The following is a 20,016-nucleotide window of genomic DNA, read 5'->3' as shown; positions in this document are numbered from 1 at the left end:
TTTTCTGATTTTGAAGAAAATTCTGGTCATACAACAAAAGATGATAGGCGACGTGTTAACGTCGTCTATTCTTTTTGAGGCCTTGCGTGGCCAGTATCCAGATGCGCAACTGGATTATCTAATACAGCCGCATACACTTGCTGTTGTAGCGCATAATCCGTTTATAAGCAATGTGATCTTTGACAGGCAGGACGATGCTGGTAATGAGATTTCTCTTATGGCTTTCGCCAAAAGAATAAAAACTCAAAACTACGACACCATTATTGACATCTACTCAAAAATAGGCACCGGGATCATCACTGCACAAAGCGGCGCAAAATATCGCATCGGTTATAAAAAGTGGTACACTAAACTCGCTTACAATTACACCTTCAGTTATGCTAGCGAACCGCAAACAGAAGCTGGCCTTGCTATAGAAAACCGCCTAAAAACATTAGAACCGCTTCCGGGAAAATTCCCTTTGGCTTTAAAGCCAAAGATCTATTTGCACAATGATGAGATCGCTGAAGCAAAAGCGTTTTTAAAGTCTGCTAATATCTCAGAAGATGAGAAGCCTATTATGATCTCACTTTTAGGAAGTTCTGAGAGCAAAACCTATCCGCTGCGTTACATGAAAGAAATAGTAGAAGAGATCGTAGAAAACACCTCTGCTCCTATTCTTATTAACTATATCCCAAAGCAAAGACCGCAGGTAGAAGAATTTCTAGCCTTATGCTCAGCCGAAACTCGTGCAAGAATTCTAGATGACGTTTATGCTAAAAGTTTAAGGAAATTCATCGCCGTTCTCTCGCAATGCTCAATGATCATAGGCAACGAAGGCGGAGCTGTAAATATGGGAAAAGCAGTAGGCATTTACACTTTTGCGATCTACGCACCCACCACAAAACGCAAAGCTTGGGATTCTTATCCCGGCCCAAGACAAGTAGCAGTTCACCTTAATGATTTCGCGCCAGCGCTATTTGAAGATAAAGACAAAAAAGACTTACGTGCAGAAAACAGTGAATTATATGATCACTTCACACCAGACCTAGTCGTACCAGAATTAAAACAGTTTCTGCAGAAATCTTATTGATTATCTGCACTCTTCACGATCCCGTGATCTGTGTAAGTGTAGCCATTTTTCTTTGTGGCTTTGCGAATTGCAAGGTTACGCTCTAGTGATTCTTTAGTTTTATAACCACGCGCATGATCTAAGTGTAAACACAGCGCACGATGACGAATCTGTTTTCCTTTGATTCCTTTATTTTCTAAACGCTCACCAAGCTCACGGTCTGGACCACCATATTGCATGCGTTCATCATAACCGTTTATAGCGATAAGATCTTCGCGCCAAGCAGAAGAATTACAATTATTAAAAGAAGCATTACTAGGCGTGATCGTATCTAGGATCTTTGCAACCGTCTCGCCACTGGCTAACTTTCTATGTTGAGAAGCGCCAACTTTGCCGTGTTCTTTTAACCATTTCACATCAAAGCAATTTCCAGAAGTTATATCCTCTGGTTTTATCAAAGTACTTAAATCCATATCCAGCTTACAATAACCACCAGATAAAAATCTACCTTTCTCTGCATAGATCGCATGACGTTCTAAGAAATCATTTTTAGGAATGCAATCACCATCAGTAAAGACAATATATTCGTGCTTTGCTTCCATGATCGCAACGTTAAGAATAGTCTGGCGACGGTACCCTTCATCTGCATGCCATACGTGTCTCAACGGCACAGGATAATCTTTCTGAAAGCGCTCTATAAGCTCCTTTGTCTCAGCACCAGAGCCATCATCAGCAATAATTACCTCAAAGTCTTTATACGTCTGTACGCTATAACCGTACAAAACTTTTTCTAGCCAATCTACTTTATTGTAGGTGGCCATTATAAGAGAGATTTTTGGTAATGTGTTCATGCTGTTATTTTTTGCAAAATTAACCCTTTCTGATCAAAAGTTGCTAGATTTGGCAGGCATACATGTTATGGAGAAACTTTCGGTAATTATTCCTGTTTTTAACGAGGCTCATACTATTGAGGCCGCAATACGATCTATATCATTTGCAGATGAGATCATCATTGTAGATTCTTATAGCACAGATGATACTTTGGCTGTAGCCAAAAAGTTCCCCGTAAAAGTCCTGCAGCGAGAGTTTGATTATCCCGCTTCTCAAAAAAACTGGGCGATCCCGCAAGCTACTCATGATTGGATCTTACTTCTTGATGCAGATGAGCGTGTAACACCAGAATTACAAAAAGAGATCAAAGAAACCCTGAAAAATTCACCACAAGACATCGCAGGCTTCTGGATCTATCGCACCAATCATTTTATGGGCAAACACATTAAGTATAGCGGTCTGCAAAATGATAAAGTAATTCGCTTATTTAAAAAAGCAGATTGCCGTTATGAAAACAAAATGGTGCACGAAGAAATTAAAACCGATGGAAAGATCGGTTTTTTAAAGAATAAGATCTCTCATAACACGTATCAAAGCTTAGACGATTATATCACAAAACTCAATCGCTATGCGTACTGGCAAGCCATTGATTATGATAAAAAAACGGGTAAGATCACTGCGTTTCACCTTTTAGTAAAGCCGCCTTGGCGCTTTTTTAAACACTTTATTATTCAGCAGGGATATAGGGATGGCGTTGTAGGTTTTACAATAAGTTTTCTTGCGGGTTATGCTACAGCCCTACGTTATATTAAACTGTGGCTTTATCGCAAAAATCAGTTATAATTACTTCTTCCAGAATTTAAGCTTCCTTTTTAGCGCACGTTTGCGGTGAAATCTATTTTGAAACTCTTGCGTTTCAGCCCACATTTTTGAGATCACTTCCGTGGAATTTTCTCCCACGAGTTTTGCATATTCATCTCCCATGATCTCGATCATATCTTTTCTGGGAGTGAGTTTTGCAAAATTCTTAATTCTGGTTTCAAGTGGCATTGCGGTATGAAATTTCATCCTATTTAAGTCAACGAGATAAAATTTCGCGGAAGCGTTATCAACCTTTATCAAGGTGTTGCCCGGCGAATGATCTAGAAACTCCACACCAGCTTCATGCATTTTAAAAGTAAATTGCGTGAATGCACGCAGCGTATCTTCCCAATTAGGTATATTTTCTTGATCATCTACAAGCGCTCTAAAGGTAAAATCACACACTAGATGCTCACAGATGTAGTAACTATCTTGAAAGGTAAACGGCGTTTTAAACTCAAAAAAAGCAATGGGCTCTGGAGTGCCGATGCCCTTTTCTAACAGCGTATTTGCGTATAAATATGAGCGTTCTGCCTTAGACTTGCGTATATGGCGATAGGCGATTTTATTGATAAAATGCGGAACCTTAAACGCTTTTACATTAATTGTTATCCCGTCAAGCGGAAAGATCTTGATGGTATTTCTAGAGCCGCCATAAATGGTTTTGCCAGCCTTTTGAAAATCTGAGATGATTTCGCGTAAGCGTGATTCTTGCGCTTTGAATTTTTGAGAGATAACCACTTTCATGCTGCAAAATTACAATTACTATACGTTATCAAAATCCTGCGGAAGACGGTTTTTTAATTTTAATAGTCCCAAACTATTTTTGAGTCTGGTTCTAAAGACTTTCCATCTAAAATCATTGCGGTGTCTGATCATATAAACCCACGGATTTCCCTCTCTCAAATCGCCAGGAAGTACTTTGATCTTGTCTTCTAAACCTAGCTTCCAGACGTGATAATTAAAACTAAGTTGATCTCTTTTACTTTGATTTAAAACCGTATCCCACCAGCTGTTCATCAAGTTTATGACATCAGCATCTTTGTGTTTTCTTATCAAAACAGAGGCAAAAATGAGTCCGTTATTTTGTGGGTAGCCTTCATTTTTAAATCGCTCCATCTGCGGTTTCATCACAGCAGGATCATCCTTAAATATGCCTGTATTCTCGCCTATCTCGATAATCGCTTCACACTCGGCATAAGCACAATCACGAGGATCATGAACGGTGAGATTATGATCAAAATGCACCATTATTTTATCCTTTAGCCAGAGATTGACTTTCTTCTTAAGATCCTGAAGAACTAAAATATTTGCATCTATATAAATACTCTGATCATATTGCTCTGGCAGATGCAGGTGTGGATTGATCTTGTACCAGCGATTACTTCTTACGGCATCATTTTCAACAGGTCGTTTTACCTTAATTACCTTCCAAGTTTTTGACTTTATATCATCACGATCTGTGTAACAAATAAAGTCAATGCCTTTAAAATTCTTTTGCTCTACAAGGCCGGTATTTTTACCGAATAGCGCGGTATAAACAACAATACTTTTGGCGAAAGCCATAACTACAAATCAATATTCATTGTGTGCAAATATAAGTTTCTTGATTACATATTATTTTATTCTCTGGCTGTTGCCAAAAGTTAATTGATAATTTTGCAATTTTACAGGCGTATGTTTGATCATTTTATAATTACTCGCTTCAACCTTAAAAAAGAAGGTTGGGATACATCAAAGAATAATATTCCTGTTCTTACTGAAGAATGGCTTTCTAATAGATTTGTGCTTTTTGAGCGTTTTTGTTTCTCATCTGTAAAGGCGCAACTCAACCAGAATTTCACATGGTTAGTTTATTTTGATGTTTCCACTCCTGAAACCTTTAAAAAAAGGATCGAGGAACTAGCAAAAGAATTCCCCAATTTCCAACCACGTTACGCTGATGGGATGGAGCAATTTGTGCCTAGCATTCAAAGTGAGATCAGACAATCACGCCAACCTTATATCATCACCAGCAGACTAGACAACGACGATTGTTTAGCAAATACATACGTTGCAGAAGTGCAAAAACGGTTTGTAAAAACCACGCACTGGGCGCTTGACTTTATTGATGGTTACACATTACAAGTTTCGCCAGATTATAAGATCGGTAAGCGTTTGCAACGCTTCAACCCTTTTATAAGTCTTATTGAGATTAATGAAAATCCTGAATCTGTGTGGCAGCGCATACACGGCGCATGGAAGCGCGATCCTAATCTTGAGACCATAAAAGGTAGTAGACAATGGATGTCTATCATTCATGAAGAAAACAAGGTGAATGATTTTGCTGGTTTTGGAGATGTTGAGCCTGAGGTGTTAGACAAATTCATTGCTGATCCAGAAGACAGAGCAGAAATTAAAACCGCGCTCATCCCAGAGTCTCAATGGAAGGGAAAAAGCCTTAGCAATAATATTAAGTCTCACGAGAAGTCTTTTACTAAATCTATTAAAAGAAGTATTCGCTTAGGATTTAAAAAGTAATTTGTGCAAATCACGATCTTACATATTAGTACCGGGATGTCATTTCGTGGTGGCGACTCTCAAATGCTTACTACCGTAGAATTGCTCAAGGATCTTAGCGATCAGCAGCATCATGTTTTTTGTGCTCAAGGATCTATCATAGAGCAAAAGTGTATTGAGAAAAACATAGCATACACAAGTGTTAAACGTGGCAGGAAGTTCTCGATCTCTTACATGAAAAGTATTGTAAAAACTGCCAAAAAGCTTAACGTCACAGCTATTCATGCACATGATAGCAACTCGCAGACCATGTCGTTATGGGCGATACGCTCGCTTAAGAATACAAAGTTAATTTTCAGTCGTAAACGCAATAACAGGATAGGTTCTAGCTTCTTCAAGAAACTTAAATACAATTCTAATAAAATAGATCATATTGTATGTGTTTCTAATGCGGTAAAAAGCGTCTTATTGCCCGCGGTTAAAGATCACAGCAAGATCAAAGTGATCTATGACGGTATTGATGTAGATCGCTTTACACAAGAATCTCAAAGCGATTATTTACATAAAGAGTTAGGGCTTTCGCCAAAAGTAAAAATCATAGGCAACATCGCTGGACTCGTACCTCAAAAGGATCTTTTTACCTTCATAAGAGCAATTAAGTCTTTTAATGAAAAAAGTGATATCCCGGTGAAGTTTGTAATAGCGGGAGATGGGCCGCTTCGTGATGAATTAGTCGCTTTCGCGGAAGCGGAAAACGTATCACAACACATCATTTTCTTGGGATTTAGAACAGATATACCAGAGCTGCTACAAAGCTTTGATGTATTTATGCTCTCGTCAAAAACTGAAGGTTTACCGCTTGTTGTCATGGAAGCTTTTGCCGCAAAGACTCCCGTTGTTGCCACTGACGCTGGTGGCACAAATGAAGCTGTAAAAAACAACGAGAATGGTTTTATCGTTCCTATAGAAGATGCTGATGCGCTTGCAACAAGAACCCTCGAGATCATTGAAAACACAGAGCTTGCCGCTCAATTTACAGAACGATCATCGAGACTTGTTCATGAGCAATTCACATTAAAAGTTATGCAAGAGAACTACAAAAATTTTTATCGCAGTTTGCTCAATTAGATCTCAAAAACTTTATTGATCCAACCACGGCGTCTGTATTTACTCAATATTTCTTCAGAAATGGGTTTGTAAGGACAATCTAGAAATTCAGTAGGTATCTCAATCGATTTCTTGTTTAGCACAAGAATATTATTAGGATCATAAAAATCGTAGTTCTTCACGTTTTGATTTGTGGTGATGAGTTTTTTACCTAGCCCAAGCGATTCAAAAACTCTAAAAGTCAGTCCGCCTTGATCTTCTTTTTGCACATCAAGCAAGATCTTGCAATCTGTGATCAGCTCCTTTACATTATCAAGCGGAATATTCTTTTCTATAATCTCAACATGATCTGAAGTTGTGCCCTTGTCGCTTCTTACAATGATATTATAGGGATAATTTTTCTTGCTAAGGTATTTTGCGATCCCTTCAATGATCTCAAAACGCTCATCATAAGACGACACATTAAAAACTCCTCTTCCGGCTGGCGCCGCATCGCAATCAAAGGGAATAAAATTGGGTAAAAAATCAAGGTCATAACCTTTTACGTCACAAGGCTCATAAGAATACACTTTATCAAATAGCGGTATCAATTCTTGCTTCTTAGGAAACTTTGTTATCGCATCAAAATACCACCCTAAAAAACGATCGCAATTGTGCTTTAAATGTTTCAGCAACTTTATCTGTAATTTATCTGGTCGCAAAACAAGAATTACATCTTGGTGACCTGCTGGCTCAAGGGCTTCAATAATTTTTGTAGTGATGTATTCTTTCTTAATATTCTTCCCGGTAAACTTTTTTGAGAAGAAATTACCCACTTTTTGGCGCTTAGATTTGTACTTTAGCCGGTAATTATCAAAGTTGATAAATCTGGCCTCAACGCCGGGTATTTGTTGCATTTCATCAATAAGAAAATCAATATATCCAAAGGAATGTGGGCCTACAATCGTTATCTTCAAGTTTATTTCGCTTTAAGCGAAAAATATAAAAATTATACCAATGCAGAGGGAAAATTTTAGAGATGAAATAAAAAAATGTCTGGAAGTCATGAAACGTGGCGGCACGATCTTGTATCCCACAGACACCGTGTGGGGCTTGGGTTGCGACAGCACAAGAACAGACGGAATACAAAGTATTTATGATCTAAAAAAGCGTGATGACAGCAAAGCTTTGATCTGCTTAGTGAGTGATTTTAAGATGCTTAATCAGTTTGTAGAAGAAGTTCCCGAGGTGGCTTATGACATTTTGAAATATGCTGTAAAACCCACTACGGTTGTGTATGATAATCCCATTCGCGTGGCCGAAAATCTTATCGCAGAAGATAATTCTCTTGCCATTAGAGTGACAAATGATCCTTTTTGCAAACAGCTTATTAAAAAATTAGGCAAACCGCTAGTTTCGACATCTGCTAATATTAGTGGCTCACCTACTCCAAAAAGCTTTAAAGAAATAGATAGCGCTATTTTGGAAGGCGTAGACTATATCGTAAATTTGCACCGAAATAAAAAATCGGGACCACCATCTGCTATAATCAAGCTTAAAAACGACGGTCAGGTTCAGGTTTTGCGTAAGTAAAGATCGATGTCGCAGACCCATTTTCCAGAGGCTATTTCGCAACAAATATTTAAAGTCATAAAAGAGGCAAGTATCGCACTTGACCTTGAAACCTACGTGATAGGCGGCTATGTTAGAGACTTTATTTTAAAACGCGGTGAAGCAAAGGATATAGATATTGTTACCGTGGGCAGCGGTATAGAATTGGCAAAAAAAACAGCAAGCCTTTTACCTCACAATCCCAAAGTTCAGGTTTTTAAAAACTATGGCACAGCGATGCTGCGAGACGGCGATATTGAGATTGAATTTGTAGGTGCCCGCAAAGAAAGTTATCAAAAAGACAGCCGTAATCCCATTGTTGAGAACGGCACTTTAGAAGACGATCAGAACCGTAGAGATTTTACAATCAATGCGCTTGCAATAGGGCTTTCGCCAAAAGAACACGGCCAACTGTTAGATCCTTTTAACGGTCTTGCAGACTTAGAGCGCGGAATCATTAGAACGCCACTTGATCCAGATGTAACGTACAGCGATGACCCATTGCGTATGCTAAGAGCAATACGTTTTGCTAGTCAGTTGGATTTTATGATAGAGCGTAGATCAATGGATGCGATCACAAAAAATAAAGATCGTATTAAGATCATCACTCGCGAGCGCGTCGTTACAGAGATCAATAAGATCTTATTAAGCCCTACTCCTAGCAAAGGATTTTTACTTCTTGAAAAAACCGGACTTCTTAATATCATCATGCCAGAGCTTACTGCGTTAAAAGGCATCGAAGAAAAAGAAGGACAAAAACATAAAGACAATTTTTACCACACCCTTGAAGTGGTAGACAATATCTCAAAGCATACTGAAGATCTTTGGCTTCGCTGGGCGGCATTGCTACACGACATAGGTAAAGCACCTACAAAGCGCTTTGACAAAAAAATAGGTTGGACGTTTCATGGTCATGAATTTGTAGGCTCAAAGATGGTTTACAAATTATTCAAGCGACTTAAAATGCCATTGAATGACAAAATGAAATTTGTTCAAAAAATGGTATTGATGAGCTCACGCCCCATTGTGATCGCAGAAGATTTTGTGACAGACAGTGCCGTGCGCAGATTGATCTTTGATGCTGATGAAAACCTGGAAAGCTTGATGACCCTTTGTGAGGCAGATATCACAACAAAAAATCCAAAACGTTATAAACGCTACCACAAGAACTTTCAGATCGTGCGTAAGAAGATCGAAGAAGTTGAGGAGCGTGACCATATTCGCAATTTTCAACCGCCGGTTACAGGTGAAGAGATCATGGAGACTTTTGGCTTAAAGCCAAGTAAAGAAATAGGGATCATAAAGGATGCGATCAAAGAGGCGATCCTTGAAGGAGACATCCCCAATGAATACGAAGAAGCCCGAAAATTCATGTTGAAAAAGGGCGAAGAAATAGGATTGACGCTTAGCAAATAACAAACAATCATAAACGATAAAAGTGTTTAGAAAATCTGTTTTAATATCGCTTATCCTTGTGTATCTGGTGATCATCGCCGGTGCTGTGGTAAGGATGACGGGCAGTGGGATGGGATGTCCAGACTGGCCAAAATGCTTTGGGTATATCGTACCGCCTACTGAAGAAGCAGAACTTTTATGGCAGGCAAACAAATCGTATGAAGCCGGCCAAGTGATCATCGTAGACGAAAGTTTGCGCGTCGCAGCTGCAGATTTTACTACTGGTTCTTCCTTTGATGAAACGAACTGGAGTGTTTATGAGAAGCACGATTATGCCATTTTTAATCCGCTGCATACATGGGTAGAATATATCAATAGATTAGTGGGCGCACTCGCTGGGATTGCTGTTTTTGTTATGGCCATCCTTAGTTTCTGGCAATGGAAAAGATCTAAACGCCGCGTGCTACTTTCATGGCTTTCGGTGTTTTTAATGGGCTTTCAAGGTTGGCTGGGTGCTACCGTTGTTTACTCGGTTTTAGCGCCGGTGCGTATCACTTTGCACATGATCGTTGCTTTGATCATCGTCGCTGTATTGATCTATTTACTTTACGCTTCAAGCGAAATAAAAAAATCTTGGAAATACGACAAGAAGTTTAAAACCGGGATGGTTATCGCACTTTTTCTTACGCTTTTTCAGATCGCGATGGGTACGCAGGTAAGACAATTTGTTGATGAGCAAGTTTCGGCCTTTGGGTATGATGCTAAGACGATGTGGCTTAGCAGTCCGGAGTTTGAATTTTATTTTCACCGTACCTTTTCCATCGTGGTTTTATTCTTAAATGGGTTGCTTTTTGTGAGAAACAGAAAAGAACATTTAAGTCATAATTTAATGAATTGGGTTATGATCTTACTGGGAATAGAAATTCTCACAGGCATCGCAATGTATTACCTTGATTTCCCGTTTTTATCTCAGCCGTCGCATCTTGTTATCGCTTCGGTTTTATTCGGGATACAGTTTTATGTTACCCTGCAAAGTTTTAAACAAAAGCGCAACGAGCAATTGGCGACTAATGCCTAAATCGTATCTTTGACCCCTTAAAATTTTTGACGTTATGATCTACCGTTTTCGAGTGATTCTTGATACAGAAGAGGATATTTTTCGAGACATCGAAATAGAGAAAAATGCGAGTTTAGAAGACTTTCATAATTGCATTACACAGGCCTTTGGCTTTGATGGTACAGAGATGGCTTCCTTTTTCATCAGTGATGATCAATGGCATCAAGGCGAGGAGATCGCACTTTTTGACATGGAAACCAGTGAAGATCCTATACGTGTAATGAGCGAGACAGAACTTGAAGAAGTTGTGCATCGTGATCAAACGCGGTTGATATATGTTTATGACTTTTTAAGCCTGTGGACTTTCTTTGTTGAGCTAGGCGATATCGTTGAGCCAGAAGACGGCATGAGCTATCCTAATTTGATGTACACACACGGCCAGATCCCGGCAGAAGCGCCAGAGGCAGATTTTTCTGGTGATGAAGAAGATGAGTCTGAAGATATCTACGATCAGGACGACTTTGATGACGATTATGACGTGGATGATTATGACAATCTCGACTTTGACGAGAACTGGAATTAGGAGCTACTAATTCTTTAAATTTCTTTTGGCTTTAAGCCAAAAAACCTTTTTTACTATAACGAGCACTGCAAGATGATCAATTTATATTCAGCACAGATAGAGACGCTTTCAATACACCGCGTGGGAAATAAAAGCCGCAATGAAGGTGTGTTTTTTTCTAATGAGCCGTACCAACTTAATGATGAGATCACTCCGCTGATCAAGGAGTTTTTCTTTAAAAGCTTTCGCGAAAAGGAAGAAAATTATTTTCAGTTCACGCACGAGTCTGATCTAGAGTTTCACTCGCTGTATAATCTTGCACAAGAACTATTTACTAACGCTGGCAAAACGCATGAGATCTCAAAAGAGATCACAAAATTGCTGTATGATCAAAGCAGCCATCCACACATCAAACCCGGTGAAGTTTATGTAGCTCACATTAATAATGTGATGCTAGATAATGAAAAAGTGGATGTGATAGGGATCTTTAAATCTGAGGTTAAGCAGGAGTTTTTACAATTCCGCGAAAGCGAAACAAACCTTGAGATGATCTTAAAACAAGGTGTGAATCTTAATAAGCTTGATAAAGGTTGCCTTATTTTTAATAAAAATGCTGAGGAAGGTTATAAAGTGTTGTCTGTAGATTCTAACCGTTATGATACGAAGTATTGGTTAGAGAATTTTTTAGGAGTTGACACGCTTGCTGATGAGAATTTCTACACGAAGAAGTATTTAAAATTCTGTCAGGATTTTGCTAAAGACGTGGTTTTACCGGCAGAGGATAAAAAAGAGGAAGTGATGTTTATGAACCGTGCGGTGAATCACTTTGCTAAGAATGACAATTTTGAAGAATCTTCTTTTGTAAATGAAGTTCTTGAAAATCCTGCGCTGATCCCAGAATTTCAGCATTATAAAACAGAGAAAGCGCCAAAATATAAGATCGAGGATCTTACCTCCTTCCCTATTGCGAATACCGCTGTTTCTGCGGCGAGAAAAAAGATCAAGAACGTAATTGATCTAGATACGAATATCCAGATCAAGATGAATTTTATCAACCCAGAGAGTGCTGAGAAATTCGTTGAAAAAGGTTGGGATGAGGAGCGCCAGATGTATTATTATCTTGTGTATTTTAACAAGGAGCAGAAGGCTAAGGAGTAACCTATTAATTTGATAATTAGCTGGTTGAGCAATTAGCTAATTACCTGTATGTTTTGAGGTTAATAGTTCGTCATTCGTAAATCTTTTATCCTACGTTGCTAGTATCCCGCTTGCATCAGGCGTTTCATGCTTACATCTTCATAGTTACGTTTTACAAAATCTACTGCGGTGCGTATGATCTGTCCCATTGATTTTGCACGTTTAAACTTCATGTCTTTAGTGTAATCATACAATTCCATACGAAGGCGTTGCAGGTTCTCTTCGGTAGAAATGGTATCTGTAGTCATACATTTTAATAGTCGGCGTATGCGTGTTTTAGAAGTTATGATACGCTTTGCCATTACCGCTCTTTCTTCCTCGCGATATTGTTCAATAGAATTTGACCTCAACTTTTTAGAGACTAACTCAACGATCTTGAAGTTCTCTTTAAAAAGGTGTGGCTTATAAACCTTAAAATTACCTTCATAACATTGCTGGTCAAAGTCTATCGCACGTATCTTATATCTAATATGATCAAAATCGTGCGTAGGGATCACCACATAATTATACGCGCGCATATCGCCCAGCAATAAAATATTACAACGCTCATTGAATTTTACAAACTCTTTAGCGATCTGCGCTTTTCCTACTTCGTCACAATCATCAAGATAATCTTTAATGAATTCGTCACCAGGAATGCCGGCAATATGCTCTTCTATCAATGTGTCTTTATAAACCAGGAAGTTGATCCTATTTGGCGAAAGCGTATGCTCTAACTCTAGCCCATACACTCTACTGGCATCTGCCTTCTTCACATAAAAATACGTGTAGTTATCATTGTAGATGTTCTTAATTTTTATGCGAAACGGCTTAGAATTACCAAACGTACAATAGTCGATCGCATCAACACTTAAGAACTGGATGATGTTATCATTACCATCTGAGTGTAAAATGGTGTACACCTTTTTAAGACTTTCCTCGATCTCTGCGCGCTCATGCTCGGGATAATACACGCGTATCCACAAAGTATCATTATCATCTTTATCATACACATTTATACCGCCAGAAAAACGCTTCAGATCTTCATAAAACACAGGTATCTTGGTATCTCTGTTGTATTTTACAAGATATTCTTTTAGCTTGTCGCTCACCGGGAAGGTGGGCTTCTTTTTTGACATCAATTTTTCTTCAAGAGGAAATTCCATAGTTGTAAAGTTACAAAAGCGATGTAACAAAAGTATGCTCTACTCGTCTACTCAATAACACCACCAAAAAAATAATCCTTTGGACACAATCTTATCGATTAACAATCTCTCAAAAAATTTTGGCTCTGTACGAGCTGTGAGCGATCTCTCTTTTACCATTCAAAAAGGCAATGTTTATGGCATTCTAGGACCTAACGGTAGTGGTAAATCTACCACGCTAGGTATGGTTCTTAATGTCGTGAATCCCACATCAGGAAATTTTTCTTGGTTTGACGGTAAAGAAGACACGCATAACGCACTTAAAAAAGTAGGCGCAATTATAGAACGTCCTAACTTCTATCCATACATGACCGCTGGTCAAAACCTTAAACTGGTTTGCAAGATCAAAGGCGTACCATTTACAAACATTGACAAAACGCTAGAGACCGTAGGTCTACTTGATAGAAAGAACAGCAAGTTCAGTACATTTTCACTGGGGATGAAACAGCGTTTAGCCATCGCCTCTGCCCTGCTTAACGATCCAGAGATACTTATTCTTGATGAGCCTACAAACGGTCTAGACCCACAAGGAATTCATCAAATACGTGAGATCATAAAACAGATCGCTGCAGGAGGAACAACCATTTTGCTCGCTTCTCACTTGCTTGACGAGGTAGAAAAAGTGTGTAGCCACGTGGTGATCATACGCAATGGTGTAAAGCTATATTCTGGGCGTGTGGATGAGATGAATGCAAACTTTGGTTTCTTTGAACTCAAAGCAGATGACGAGGCTGCGCTTTTACGATTTCTCGAAAAGCACGCTGACTTTGGCCAGATCAAAACCCAAGACGGTCTTGTTACCGCTTTTCTTGAAAATGAACTCTCTGCAGCTGAATTGAACAAGCAACTTTTTGGCGAAAGCCTAATTCTCTCGCACCTTGTAAAACGCAAGGAAAGCCTAGAAGAAATGTTCTTGCAACTTACTAACAACCAAAACTAAACCGAAGCCATGTTACAACTTCTGGATATAGAATTTCATAAATTAAAACACAGCAGATCTTCTAAGGTTCTTGCTATTACATATTTTGTCATCCTGTCTTTTATTGCGCTTATAGCGTCTATAGAATTTAATTTTGGTGATGTGCAGATACGCATTGCAGATCAGGGTATTTTTAACTTCCCATACATCTGGCATTTTAATACGTGGATCGCCGGGATCATAAAATTCTTTCTTGCCATCGTGATCGTATCGATGATAAGCAGTGAATACAGCAACCGTACCTTAAAGCAAAACTTGATAGACGGGATGAGTAAAAAGGAGTTTTTGCTCTCTAAATTTTTAATGGTTGTTGCTTTTTCTCTTTTTTCTACACTGTTCATTTTTGTATTGTCTGCGATCTTGGGATACTCATTTTCAGACTTTACTGAGTTTAGCATTGTAACTAGAGATCTTGAGTTTTTACTGGCGTATTTTTTAAAGTTGGTCGCTTTCTTTAGCTTCTGTATTTTTCTTGCGGTTCTTGTAAAACGCTCTGCATTTGCTTTAGGGTTTTTATTGATCTGGTGGATCATTGAGAATATTATTCACTGGCCTATTCTTAGAGGATATTTTGGCTTAAGCGAAGAGACTGCTGATGCCGCAGTACAATTCTTCCCGCTCGAAAGTATGAGCAACCTTATCAATCAACCGTTTACTAGATTAGATTTTATAAAAACCGCTGCAAACCAACTTAAGGCTGACGTGGCTTTTGATTATGCGGTGCACTGGTATGAAGTGGGTATTGTCTTAGTATGGATCTTCCTTTTTATATACGGTAGCTATTCTCTTTTAAAGAAGCGCGATTTATAGTACATTTGGCCGTAACCTCTAATTTTTATGCGTGTTTCGGCCATTTTATTTTTTCTTTTAGTAAGCGCTACGACGTTTGCTCAAGGTTCTGCGAATACATGGTATTTTGGTCATAATGCCGGCATATCATTTAATACCTCGCCGCCCACTGCCTTAACAGGTAGTAATATGAGCACCTTAGAAGGTTGTGCCACGATCTCTGATGTAAATGGTGATTTACTTTTTTATACAGATGGAAGTACAGTGTTCAATAAAAATCACCAGGTCATTGAAAATGGAACCGGACTTTATGGCGATGCTTCTAGCACACAGTCTGCTTTAATAATCCCTAAACCACTGGATGAAAATGTATATTACATCTTCACGGTTGATAATTTCTTAGATGATGTCAACTTTGGTGTAAATTATTCAGTTGTAGATTTTAGCAGTAACCCATTAGGAGAAGTGACTCAAAAGAATGTCCCGATTTTAGATTTTTCTTCTGAGAAACTTAGCGCTGTGGTAAAAGGATGCGATTCTGATACGGTGTGGATGGTTACTCTTTCAACCATAAATCAAGAAACAACAGAAGATCTTAATACATTCTATGCGTTTGAGATCACACCTTCTGGAGTAAACAACACGCCTGTGCGTTCTACTGTAAGTATGGATGTTCAAGACATGCGCGGGAATTTAAAGTTTTCGCCAGACGGCAAAAAGTTAGCTTGTGCAAATTCTTCTAGCGGACTCTACTTACTCGATTTTGACTCACAAACGGGAAGAGTTTCTGCTCCTGAATTTATCGATTTGAACTCGACCAACTATGCGCCATACGGTATTGAGTTTTCACCAAACAATAGATTTCTGTATGTGCATAGTAGCAATGATGCAGATACGAGATTACCAGCTACATTTCACTTTTCATCGCTTTTTCAATATGATCTAGAGGCTGCGAATATTGAAGCCAGTCAGGTAACTTTAGACGAGCAGAATTATTTTCGCGGAAGCTTACAACTAGGCCCTGATGGAAGAATTTACAGAGCGCTTAGTGCGAATTACCGAGACGGTTTAGGCTATCTGGGAGTGATAGAAAATCCTAATGAAAAAGGAACAGCGGCGTCGTATGTGGATAAAGCGATACGACTGGCAAGCGGTACTTTGAGCTATCAAGGATTACCACCTTTTAATCAATCGCTCTTTAATACCGTAGATGTTATTCAAAATGACATTAGCACTTCTCGCCTTGATCTTTGTGCTGATGAAGTTTACACCTTAAAATATGATAAAGTTACCGGTGCGACATATCAATGGTATCGTAATGATCAGATATTAACCGGCGAAACAAACAACGAACTCACCATTAGCAGGCCGGCAGGAAGTGCGTTACCGTATAATGAGGAATATGAACTCAAAACAAATCTCAACGACGGCACGTGCGAGCGCATAGGTATTGCAAATGTTACTTATTACGCATATCCGCAAGCTCCGGCAAATGCTGTAGAATTAGTACAATGTGAGGATGCAGCGACTTCAGATGGTTATAGCGTTTTTAATCTCGCAGAAGCCATACCAGCATTGACCAATAATGATGAAAATCTCTCTGTGCGTTTTTATGAAAATGAAACCAGCGCAGATAATGATGCTGAGATCTCGCTAGACACCATTTATGAAAACACATCGCAAGATCAAACGCTTTACGCGCGCATTGAGAATCCTGCGGCATGTAAACTAACGGTTCCTTTTACCTTGCGTGTTAGCACAACGCAATCTATTTCTACTACTTTGTATCGTTGTGATGATGGTAATAATGGTTTTGGGGTTTTTGATCTTAGCGAAGCAAACGCAACGTTAAAAGATGGTCTTGACCCTAATATTGAGATCACTTTTTACAGCAATGAGAATGACGCTTTGATAGAAAATAATGCCGCTGTTCTACCAAATAATTACACAAATACAACAGCTTACGCACAGACGATTTACGCACGCTTAGAGAATAGTGACGCGTGTTATGACATCAGCGAAGTGTACCTCACGGTAAATTCTAGTCCAGTGTTTAGCTTGCCAGAAGAAGCTATTTATTGCACTAATTTCTCGCCAGAGCCCACGCGTGTAGATCCAGATCTTTCTTATTTGGATGCATCCAAAAGTTATTCTTATGAATGGTTACCTTCTGGGCAAACCACTTCGTATCTCGAAACGACACAGACCGGCACATACACGCTAACGATCACAGACGATCTTACAGGTTGTAGCACAACTGAAAGCATCAACATCATACCAAAAGGTCTTGCAGAGATCGTTTCTATCGAAACTACTGATCTTAGTGAAAACAATACCGCGACAATAGAGATCACTGGTAATGGCGAGTTTGAATTTGCGCTAGATGACGAACTAGGTTTTTATCAAGACAGCAATCATTTTGAGAATGTTTCTGCTGGTTTTCATACGGTGTATGTGCGATCAAAAACAGATTGCGGTATCGTGAGCAAAGAGTTTAGTATTATCGGTTTTATGAAGTTCTTCACGCCTAACGGCGATGGCTTTAATGACTACTGGCAAGTTTTAGGTATCAATGAATTTATTCAGCCTAATTCTATAATCTTTATCTACGATCGTTACGGCAAACTCATAAAGCAGATCACACCGTATTCTCAAGGTTGGGATGGTACTTCTCGTGGTCAAATTATGCCATCAGACGATTACTGGTTTTCTGTGACTTTAGAAGATGGCAGGCTGGTAAAAGGTCACTTCTCGTTGAGACGATAAATCGCGTTTGTGTTTTTTTCGCTACAGCGAAATAGAGTAAATTTACAGTAAAACGCTACTCCTTGAAATTTAAGATAGAATCAGAATTCTCTCCTACGGGAGACCAACCAAATGCCATAAAACAACTTGTTGAAGGCATTAATGCGAAAGAAACCTACCAAACCTTGTTGGGTGTGACCGGTAGTGGTAAAACCTTTACTGTGGCTAACGTGGTGCAGGAAGTGCAAAAACCTACGCTGGTGCTTGCTCATAACAAAACACTGGCGGCGCAGTTGTATTCTGAGTTTAAGGCATTCTTCCCTAACAATGCGGTAGAATATTTTGTTTCATACTACGATTACTATCAACCAGAAGCGTACATCCCAACATCAGGAACATATATTGAAAAAGATCTATCGATCAATGAAGAGATCGAAAAACTGCGATTAAGCACCACTTCTTCCCTACTCTCTGGGCGTCGTGATGTTCTTGTGGTGGCTTCGGTTTCTTGTTTGTATGGTATTGGTAACCCGGTAGAATTTCAAAAGAATGTGATTTCGCTAGAGCGAGATCAGGTGATCTCTCGCACCCAACTTCTTAAGCGTTTAGTGCAAAGTTTGTATAGCCGTACTGAGGCAGAATTTAGACGTGGAAGTTTTAGAATTAAAGGAGATACGGTAGATATTTTTCCGGGGTATGCAGATGATGCGTTTAGGATTCACTTTTTTGGTGATGAAATTGAGGAGATCGAGGCGTTTGATGTACAAACCAATAACGTCATCGAGAAATACGATCGCCTGAATATTTACCCAGCGAACATGTTTGTTACTAGTCCGCAGGTATTGCAAAATGCAATTGATCAAATCAGTTTAGATCTGGGTAAACAAGTTGAATATTTTAAAGAAATAGGCAAGCATCTAGAAGCAAAACGCTTAGAAGAGCGCACGAACTTTGATCTTGAAATGATTCGCGAACTTGGCTACTGCTCTGGTATTGAGAATTACTCACGCTATCTAGATGGCCGTAAACCGGGAACAAGACCATTCTGCTTACTAGATTATTTTCCTGATGATTATTTAATGGTGGTTGATGAAAGTCATGTTACCGTTTCACAGGTAAGCGCAATGTATGGTGGCGACCGTAGCCGTAAAGAAAACCTAGTAGAATATGGTTTTAGACTTCCTGCTGCAATGGATAACCGCCCACTGAAGTTTGAAGAATTTGAAGCGCTACAAAACCAAGTGGTGTATGTGAGTGCAACGCCAGCAGATTATGAATTGCAAAAAAGCGAAGGAACCTACGTAGAGCAGATCATTAGGCCTACCGGACTTCTTGATCCTGTGGTTGAAGTGCGCCCTAGTTTGAATCAGATAGATGATCTTATTGAGGAAATTCAGCAGCGTGTGGATAAAGACGAGCGTACGCTTGTGACCACGCTTACAAAACGCATGGCCGAAGAACTTACCAAATACCTCATACGTGTGGACATTCGCACGCGCTACATCCACAGTGATGTAGATACGCTAGAGCGTGTAGAGATCATGCAAGATCTGCGTGAGGGACGTTTTGATGTGCTTGTGGGCGTTAACCTTCTTAGAGAAGGACTTGACTTGCCAGAAGTTTCGCTTGTAGCCATACTGGATGCAGATAAAGAAGGTTTCTTACGTAGTAACCGCTCGCTTACCCAGACGATAGGTAGAGCCGCCCGAAACATCAATGGTAAAGCCATAATGTATGCAGACACGATAACCCGCAGTATGCAAGAAGCTATTGATGCATCAGAGTATCGCCGTCAGAAACAGATAAAGTATAACGAAGATCACGGTGTCACTCCTAAGGCGATCAAGAAATCTTTATCAAATACGCTTGCGCGAAAAGATCGATACAAGATCGAGGCAGAAGAACTTACCAATATGGCTGCAGAGCCAGAGACAGAATATATGTCTAAAGCCCAACTAGAAAAACTAGTTCGCGATACCCGTAAACAAATGGAAACCGCCGCAAAAGAACTAGACTTTATGGAAGCTGCAAAACTGCGTGATCAGATAAAAAGATTCCAAGAGCAGATCAAAGAATTGGCTTAAACAAAGTTTTATACACTTATAAGCGCAACAAATTTTTGTTGCGCTTTTCTGTTTTTTCTTACGCCAAAACGTTACATGTGAAATT

At 39.3% G+C, this 20,016-nt stretch carries 18 protein-coding genes; 13 read left to right on the top strand and 5 right to left on the bottom strand.

What is annotated here, in order from left to right:
- Positions 1-10 precede the first annotated feature (10 nt).
- Positions 11-1,072 (top strand): glycosyltransferase family 9 protein, encoded by a 1,062-nt coding sequence (locus tag ACZ5L8_RS03485; RefSeq protein WP_464439792.1) that lies wholly within the window; start codon positions 11-13, stop codon positions 1,070-1,072.
- On the opposite strand, the gene ACZ5L8_RS03480 is transcribed toward ACZ5L8_RS03485, so the two are convergent.
- The gene (locus tag ACZ5L8_RS03480; protein WP_464439790.1) at positions 1,066-1,902 is read right to left on the bottom strand and encodes a glycosyltransferase family 2 protein; all 837 of its coding nucleotides are present in this window, start codon (positions 1,900-1,902) and stop codon (positions 1,066-1,068) included. The two genes, ACZ5L8_RS03485 and ACZ5L8_RS03480, sit on opposite strands and share 7 nt — an antisense overlap.
- 49 nt (positions 1,903-1,951) lie before the next feature.
- Here ACZ5L8_RS03480 and ACZ5L8_RS03475 point away from each other — a divergent pair, with 49 nt between their 5' ends.
- Complete coding sequence (locus tag ACZ5L8_RS03475) at positions 1,952-2,725, top strand: glycosyltransferase family 2 protein (protein WP_464439788.1); 774 nt, start codon at positions 1,952-1,954, stop codon at positions 2,723-2,725.
- Here the strand turns inward: ACZ5L8_RS03475 and ACZ5L8_RS03470 are convergent, their stop codons facing one another.
- Both ACZ5L8_RS03470 and ACZ5L8_RS03465 read right to left on the bottom strand, forming a co-directional pair.
- Positions 2,726-3,490, bottom strand: a complete 765-nt coding sequence (locus ACZ5L8_RS03470; protein WP_464439787.1) for a Kdo domain containing protein — start codon at positions 3,488-3,490, stop codon at positions 2,726-2,728.
- Between the two features lie 18 nt (positions 3,491-3,508).
- Complete coding sequence (locus ACZ5L8_RS03465; protein ID WP_464439785.1) at positions 3,509-4,309, bottom strand: glycosyltransferase domain-containing protein; 801 nt, start codon at positions 4,307-4,309, stop codon at positions 3,509-3,511.
- 111 nt (positions 4,310-4,420) lie between these two features.
- On the opposite strand from ACZ5L8_RS03465, the gene ACZ5L8_RS03460 reads away from it, so the two are divergent.
- Both ACZ5L8_RS03460 and ACZ5L8_RS03455 read left to right on the top strand, forming a co-directional pair.
- Positions 4,421-5,263: a glycosyltransferase gene (locus tag ACZ5L8_RS03460; protein WP_464439783.1), complete on the top strand. Its 843-nt coding sequence runs from the start codon at positions 4,421-4,423 to the stop codon at positions 5,261-5,263.
- 3 nt (positions 5,264-5,266) lie between these two features.
- Complete coding sequence (locus ACZ5L8_RS03455) at positions 5,267-6,370, top strand: glycosyltransferase family 4 protein (RefSeq protein WP_464439781.1); 1,104 nt, start codon at positions 5,267-5,269, stop codon at positions 6,368-6,370.
- Here ACZ5L8_RS03455 and ACZ5L8_RS03450 read toward each other — a convergent pair.
- Positions 6,367-7,305, bottom strand: coding sequence for a WaaS/CpsH family glycosyltransferase (locus ACZ5L8_RS03450; protein WP_464439779.1), 939 nt, complete (start codon positions 7,303-7,305; stop codon positions 6,367-6,369). The two genes, ACZ5L8_RS03455 and ACZ5L8_RS03450, sit on opposite strands and share 4 nt — an antisense overlap.
- A gap of 40 nt (positions 7,306-7,345) precedes the next feature.
- Between ACZ5L8_RS03450 and ACZ5L8_RS03445 the strand changes: the two genes are divergently transcribed.
- The 5 genes from ACZ5L8_RS03445 to ACZ5L8_RS03425 all read left to right on the top strand — a co-directional run bounded on the left by ACZ5L8_RS03445 (position 7,346) and on the right by ACZ5L8_RS03425 (position 12,111).
- Positions 7,346-7,921, top strand: coding sequence for an L-threonylcarbamoyladenylate synthase (locus ACZ5L8_RS03445; protein ID WP_462598836.1), 576 nt, complete (start codon positions 7,346-7,348; stop codon positions 7,919-7,921).
- A 6-nt stretch (positions 7,922-7,927) separates the two neighbouring features.
- Positions 7,928-9,355, top strand: a complete 1,428-nt coding sequence (locus tag ACZ5L8_RS03440) for a CCA tRNA nucleotidyltransferase (RefSeq protein ID WP_464439777.1) — start codon at positions 7,928-7,930, stop codon at positions 9,353-9,355.
- Between the two features lie 22 nt (positions 9,356-9,377).
- Positions 9,378-10,412 carry a COX15/CtaA family protein gene (locus tag ACZ5L8_RS03435; RefSeq protein ID WP_464439775.1) on the top strand — a complete coding sequence of 345 codons (1,035 nt, stop codon included), beginning with the start codon at positions 9,378-9,380 and terminating at the stop codon, positions 10,410-10,412.
- Between the two features lie 34 nt (positions 10,413-10,446).
- A complete protein-coding gene (locus ACZ5L8_RS03430) occupies positions 10,447-10,974 on the top strand; it encodes an IS1096 element passenger TnpR family protein (RefSeq protein WP_462598839.1) in 528 nt (175 codons plus the stop codon).
- 72 nt (positions 10,975-11,046) lie between these two features.
- Positions 11,047-12,111, top strand: coding sequence for a nucleoid-associated protein (locus ACZ5L8_RS03425; protein ID WP_462598840.1), 1,065 nt, complete (start codon positions 11,047-11,049; stop codon positions 12,109-12,111).
- Between the two features lie 98 nt (positions 12,112-12,209).
- Here ACZ5L8_RS03425 and ACZ5L8_RS03420 read toward each other — a convergent pair whose 3' ends face one another.
- Positions 12,210-13,295 (bottom strand): hypothetical protein, encoded by a 1,086-nt coding sequence (locus tag ACZ5L8_RS03420; protein WP_462598842.1) that lies wholly within the window; start codon positions 13,293-13,295, stop codon positions 12,210-12,212.
- Between the two features lie 79 nt (positions 13,296-13,374).
- Between ACZ5L8_RS03420 and ACZ5L8_RS03415 the strand changes: the two genes are divergently transcribed.
- From ACZ5L8_RS03415 to uvrB, 4 genes are all read left to right on the top strand, one after another.
- On the top strand, positions 13,375-14,274 hold the full coding sequence (locus tag ACZ5L8_RS03415; protein ID WP_464439773.1) for an ABC transporter ATP-binding protein: 900 nt from the start codon (positions 13,375-13,377) through the stop codon (positions 14,272-14,274).
- Positions 14,275-14,283: 9 nt separating this feature from the next.
- Entirely contained in the window at positions 14,284-15,123 is an 840-nt protein-coding gene (locus tag ACZ5L8_RS03410) for an ABC transporter permease (protein ID WP_464439772.1), read from the top strand.
- A gap of 168 nt (positions 15,124-15,291) precedes the next feature.
- Positions 15,292-17,868 carry a T9SS type B sorting domain-containing protein gene (locus ACZ5L8_RS03405; RefSeq protein ID WP_464439771.1) on the top strand — a complete coding sequence of 859 codons (2,577 nt, stop codon included), beginning with the start codon at positions 15,292-15,294 and terminating at the stop codon, positions 17,866-17,868.
- Between the two features lie 62 nt (positions 17,869-17,930).
- Positions 17,931-19,931 (top strand): excinuclease ABC subunit UvrB, encoded by a 2,001-nt coding sequence (gene uvrB, locus ACZ5L8_RS03400; RefSeq protein WP_464439769.1) that lies wholly within the window; start codon positions 17,931-17,933, stop codon positions 19,929-19,931.
- Positions 19,932-20,016: the final 85 nt, after the last annotated feature.

The organism is Leeuwenhoekiella obamensis, from assembly GCF_055391795.1.
This window is presented reverse-complemented; position numbering and strand designations above follow the sequence as displayed.

Coding starts and splice junctions, on each gene's coding strand:
- ACZ5L8_RS03465 (WP_464439785.1), bottom strand. CDS start 4,309: ATGGCTTTCGCCAAAAGTATTGTTGTTTATACCGCGCTATTCGGTAAA.
- ACZ5L8_RS03430 (WP_462598839.1), top strand. CDS start 10,447: ATGATCTACCGTTTTCGAGTGATTCTTGATACAGAAGAGGATATTTTT.
- ACZ5L8_RS03405 (WP_464439771.1), top strand. CDS start 15,292: ATGAGCACCTTAGAAGGTTGTGCCACGATCTCTGATGTAAATGGTGAT.
- ACZ5L8_RS03470 (WP_464439787.1), bottom strand. CDS start 3,490: ATGAAAGTGGTTATCTCTCAAAAATTCAAAGCGCAAGAATCACGCTTA.
- ACZ5L8_RS03445 (WP_462598836.1), top strand. CDS start 7,346: ATGCAGAGGGAAAATTTTAGAGATGAAATAAAAAAATGTCTGGAAGTC.
- ACZ5L8_RS03420 (WP_462598842.1), bottom strand. CDS start 13,295: ATGGAATTTCCTCTTGAAGAAAAATTGATGTCAAAAAAGAAGCCCACC.
- ACZ5L8_RS03440 (WP_464439777.1), top strand. CDS start 7,928: ATGTCGCAGACCCATTTTCCAGAGGCTATTTCGCAACAAATATTTAAA.
- ACZ5L8_RS03480 (WP_464439790.1), bottom strand. CDS start 1,902: ATGAACACATTACCAAAAATCTCTCTTATAATGGCCACCTACAATAAA.
- ACZ5L8_RS03410 (WP_464439772.1), top strand. CDS start 14,284: ATGTTACAACTTCTGGATATAGAATTTCATAAATTAAAACACAGCAGA.
- ACZ5L8_RS03425 (WP_462598840.1), top strand. CDS start 11,047: ATGATCAATTTATATTCAGCACAGATAGAGACGCTTTCAATACACCGC.
- ACZ5L8_RS03460 (WP_464439783.1), top strand. CDS start 4,421: ATGTTTGATCATTTTATAATTACTCGCTTCAACCTTAAAAAAGAAGGT.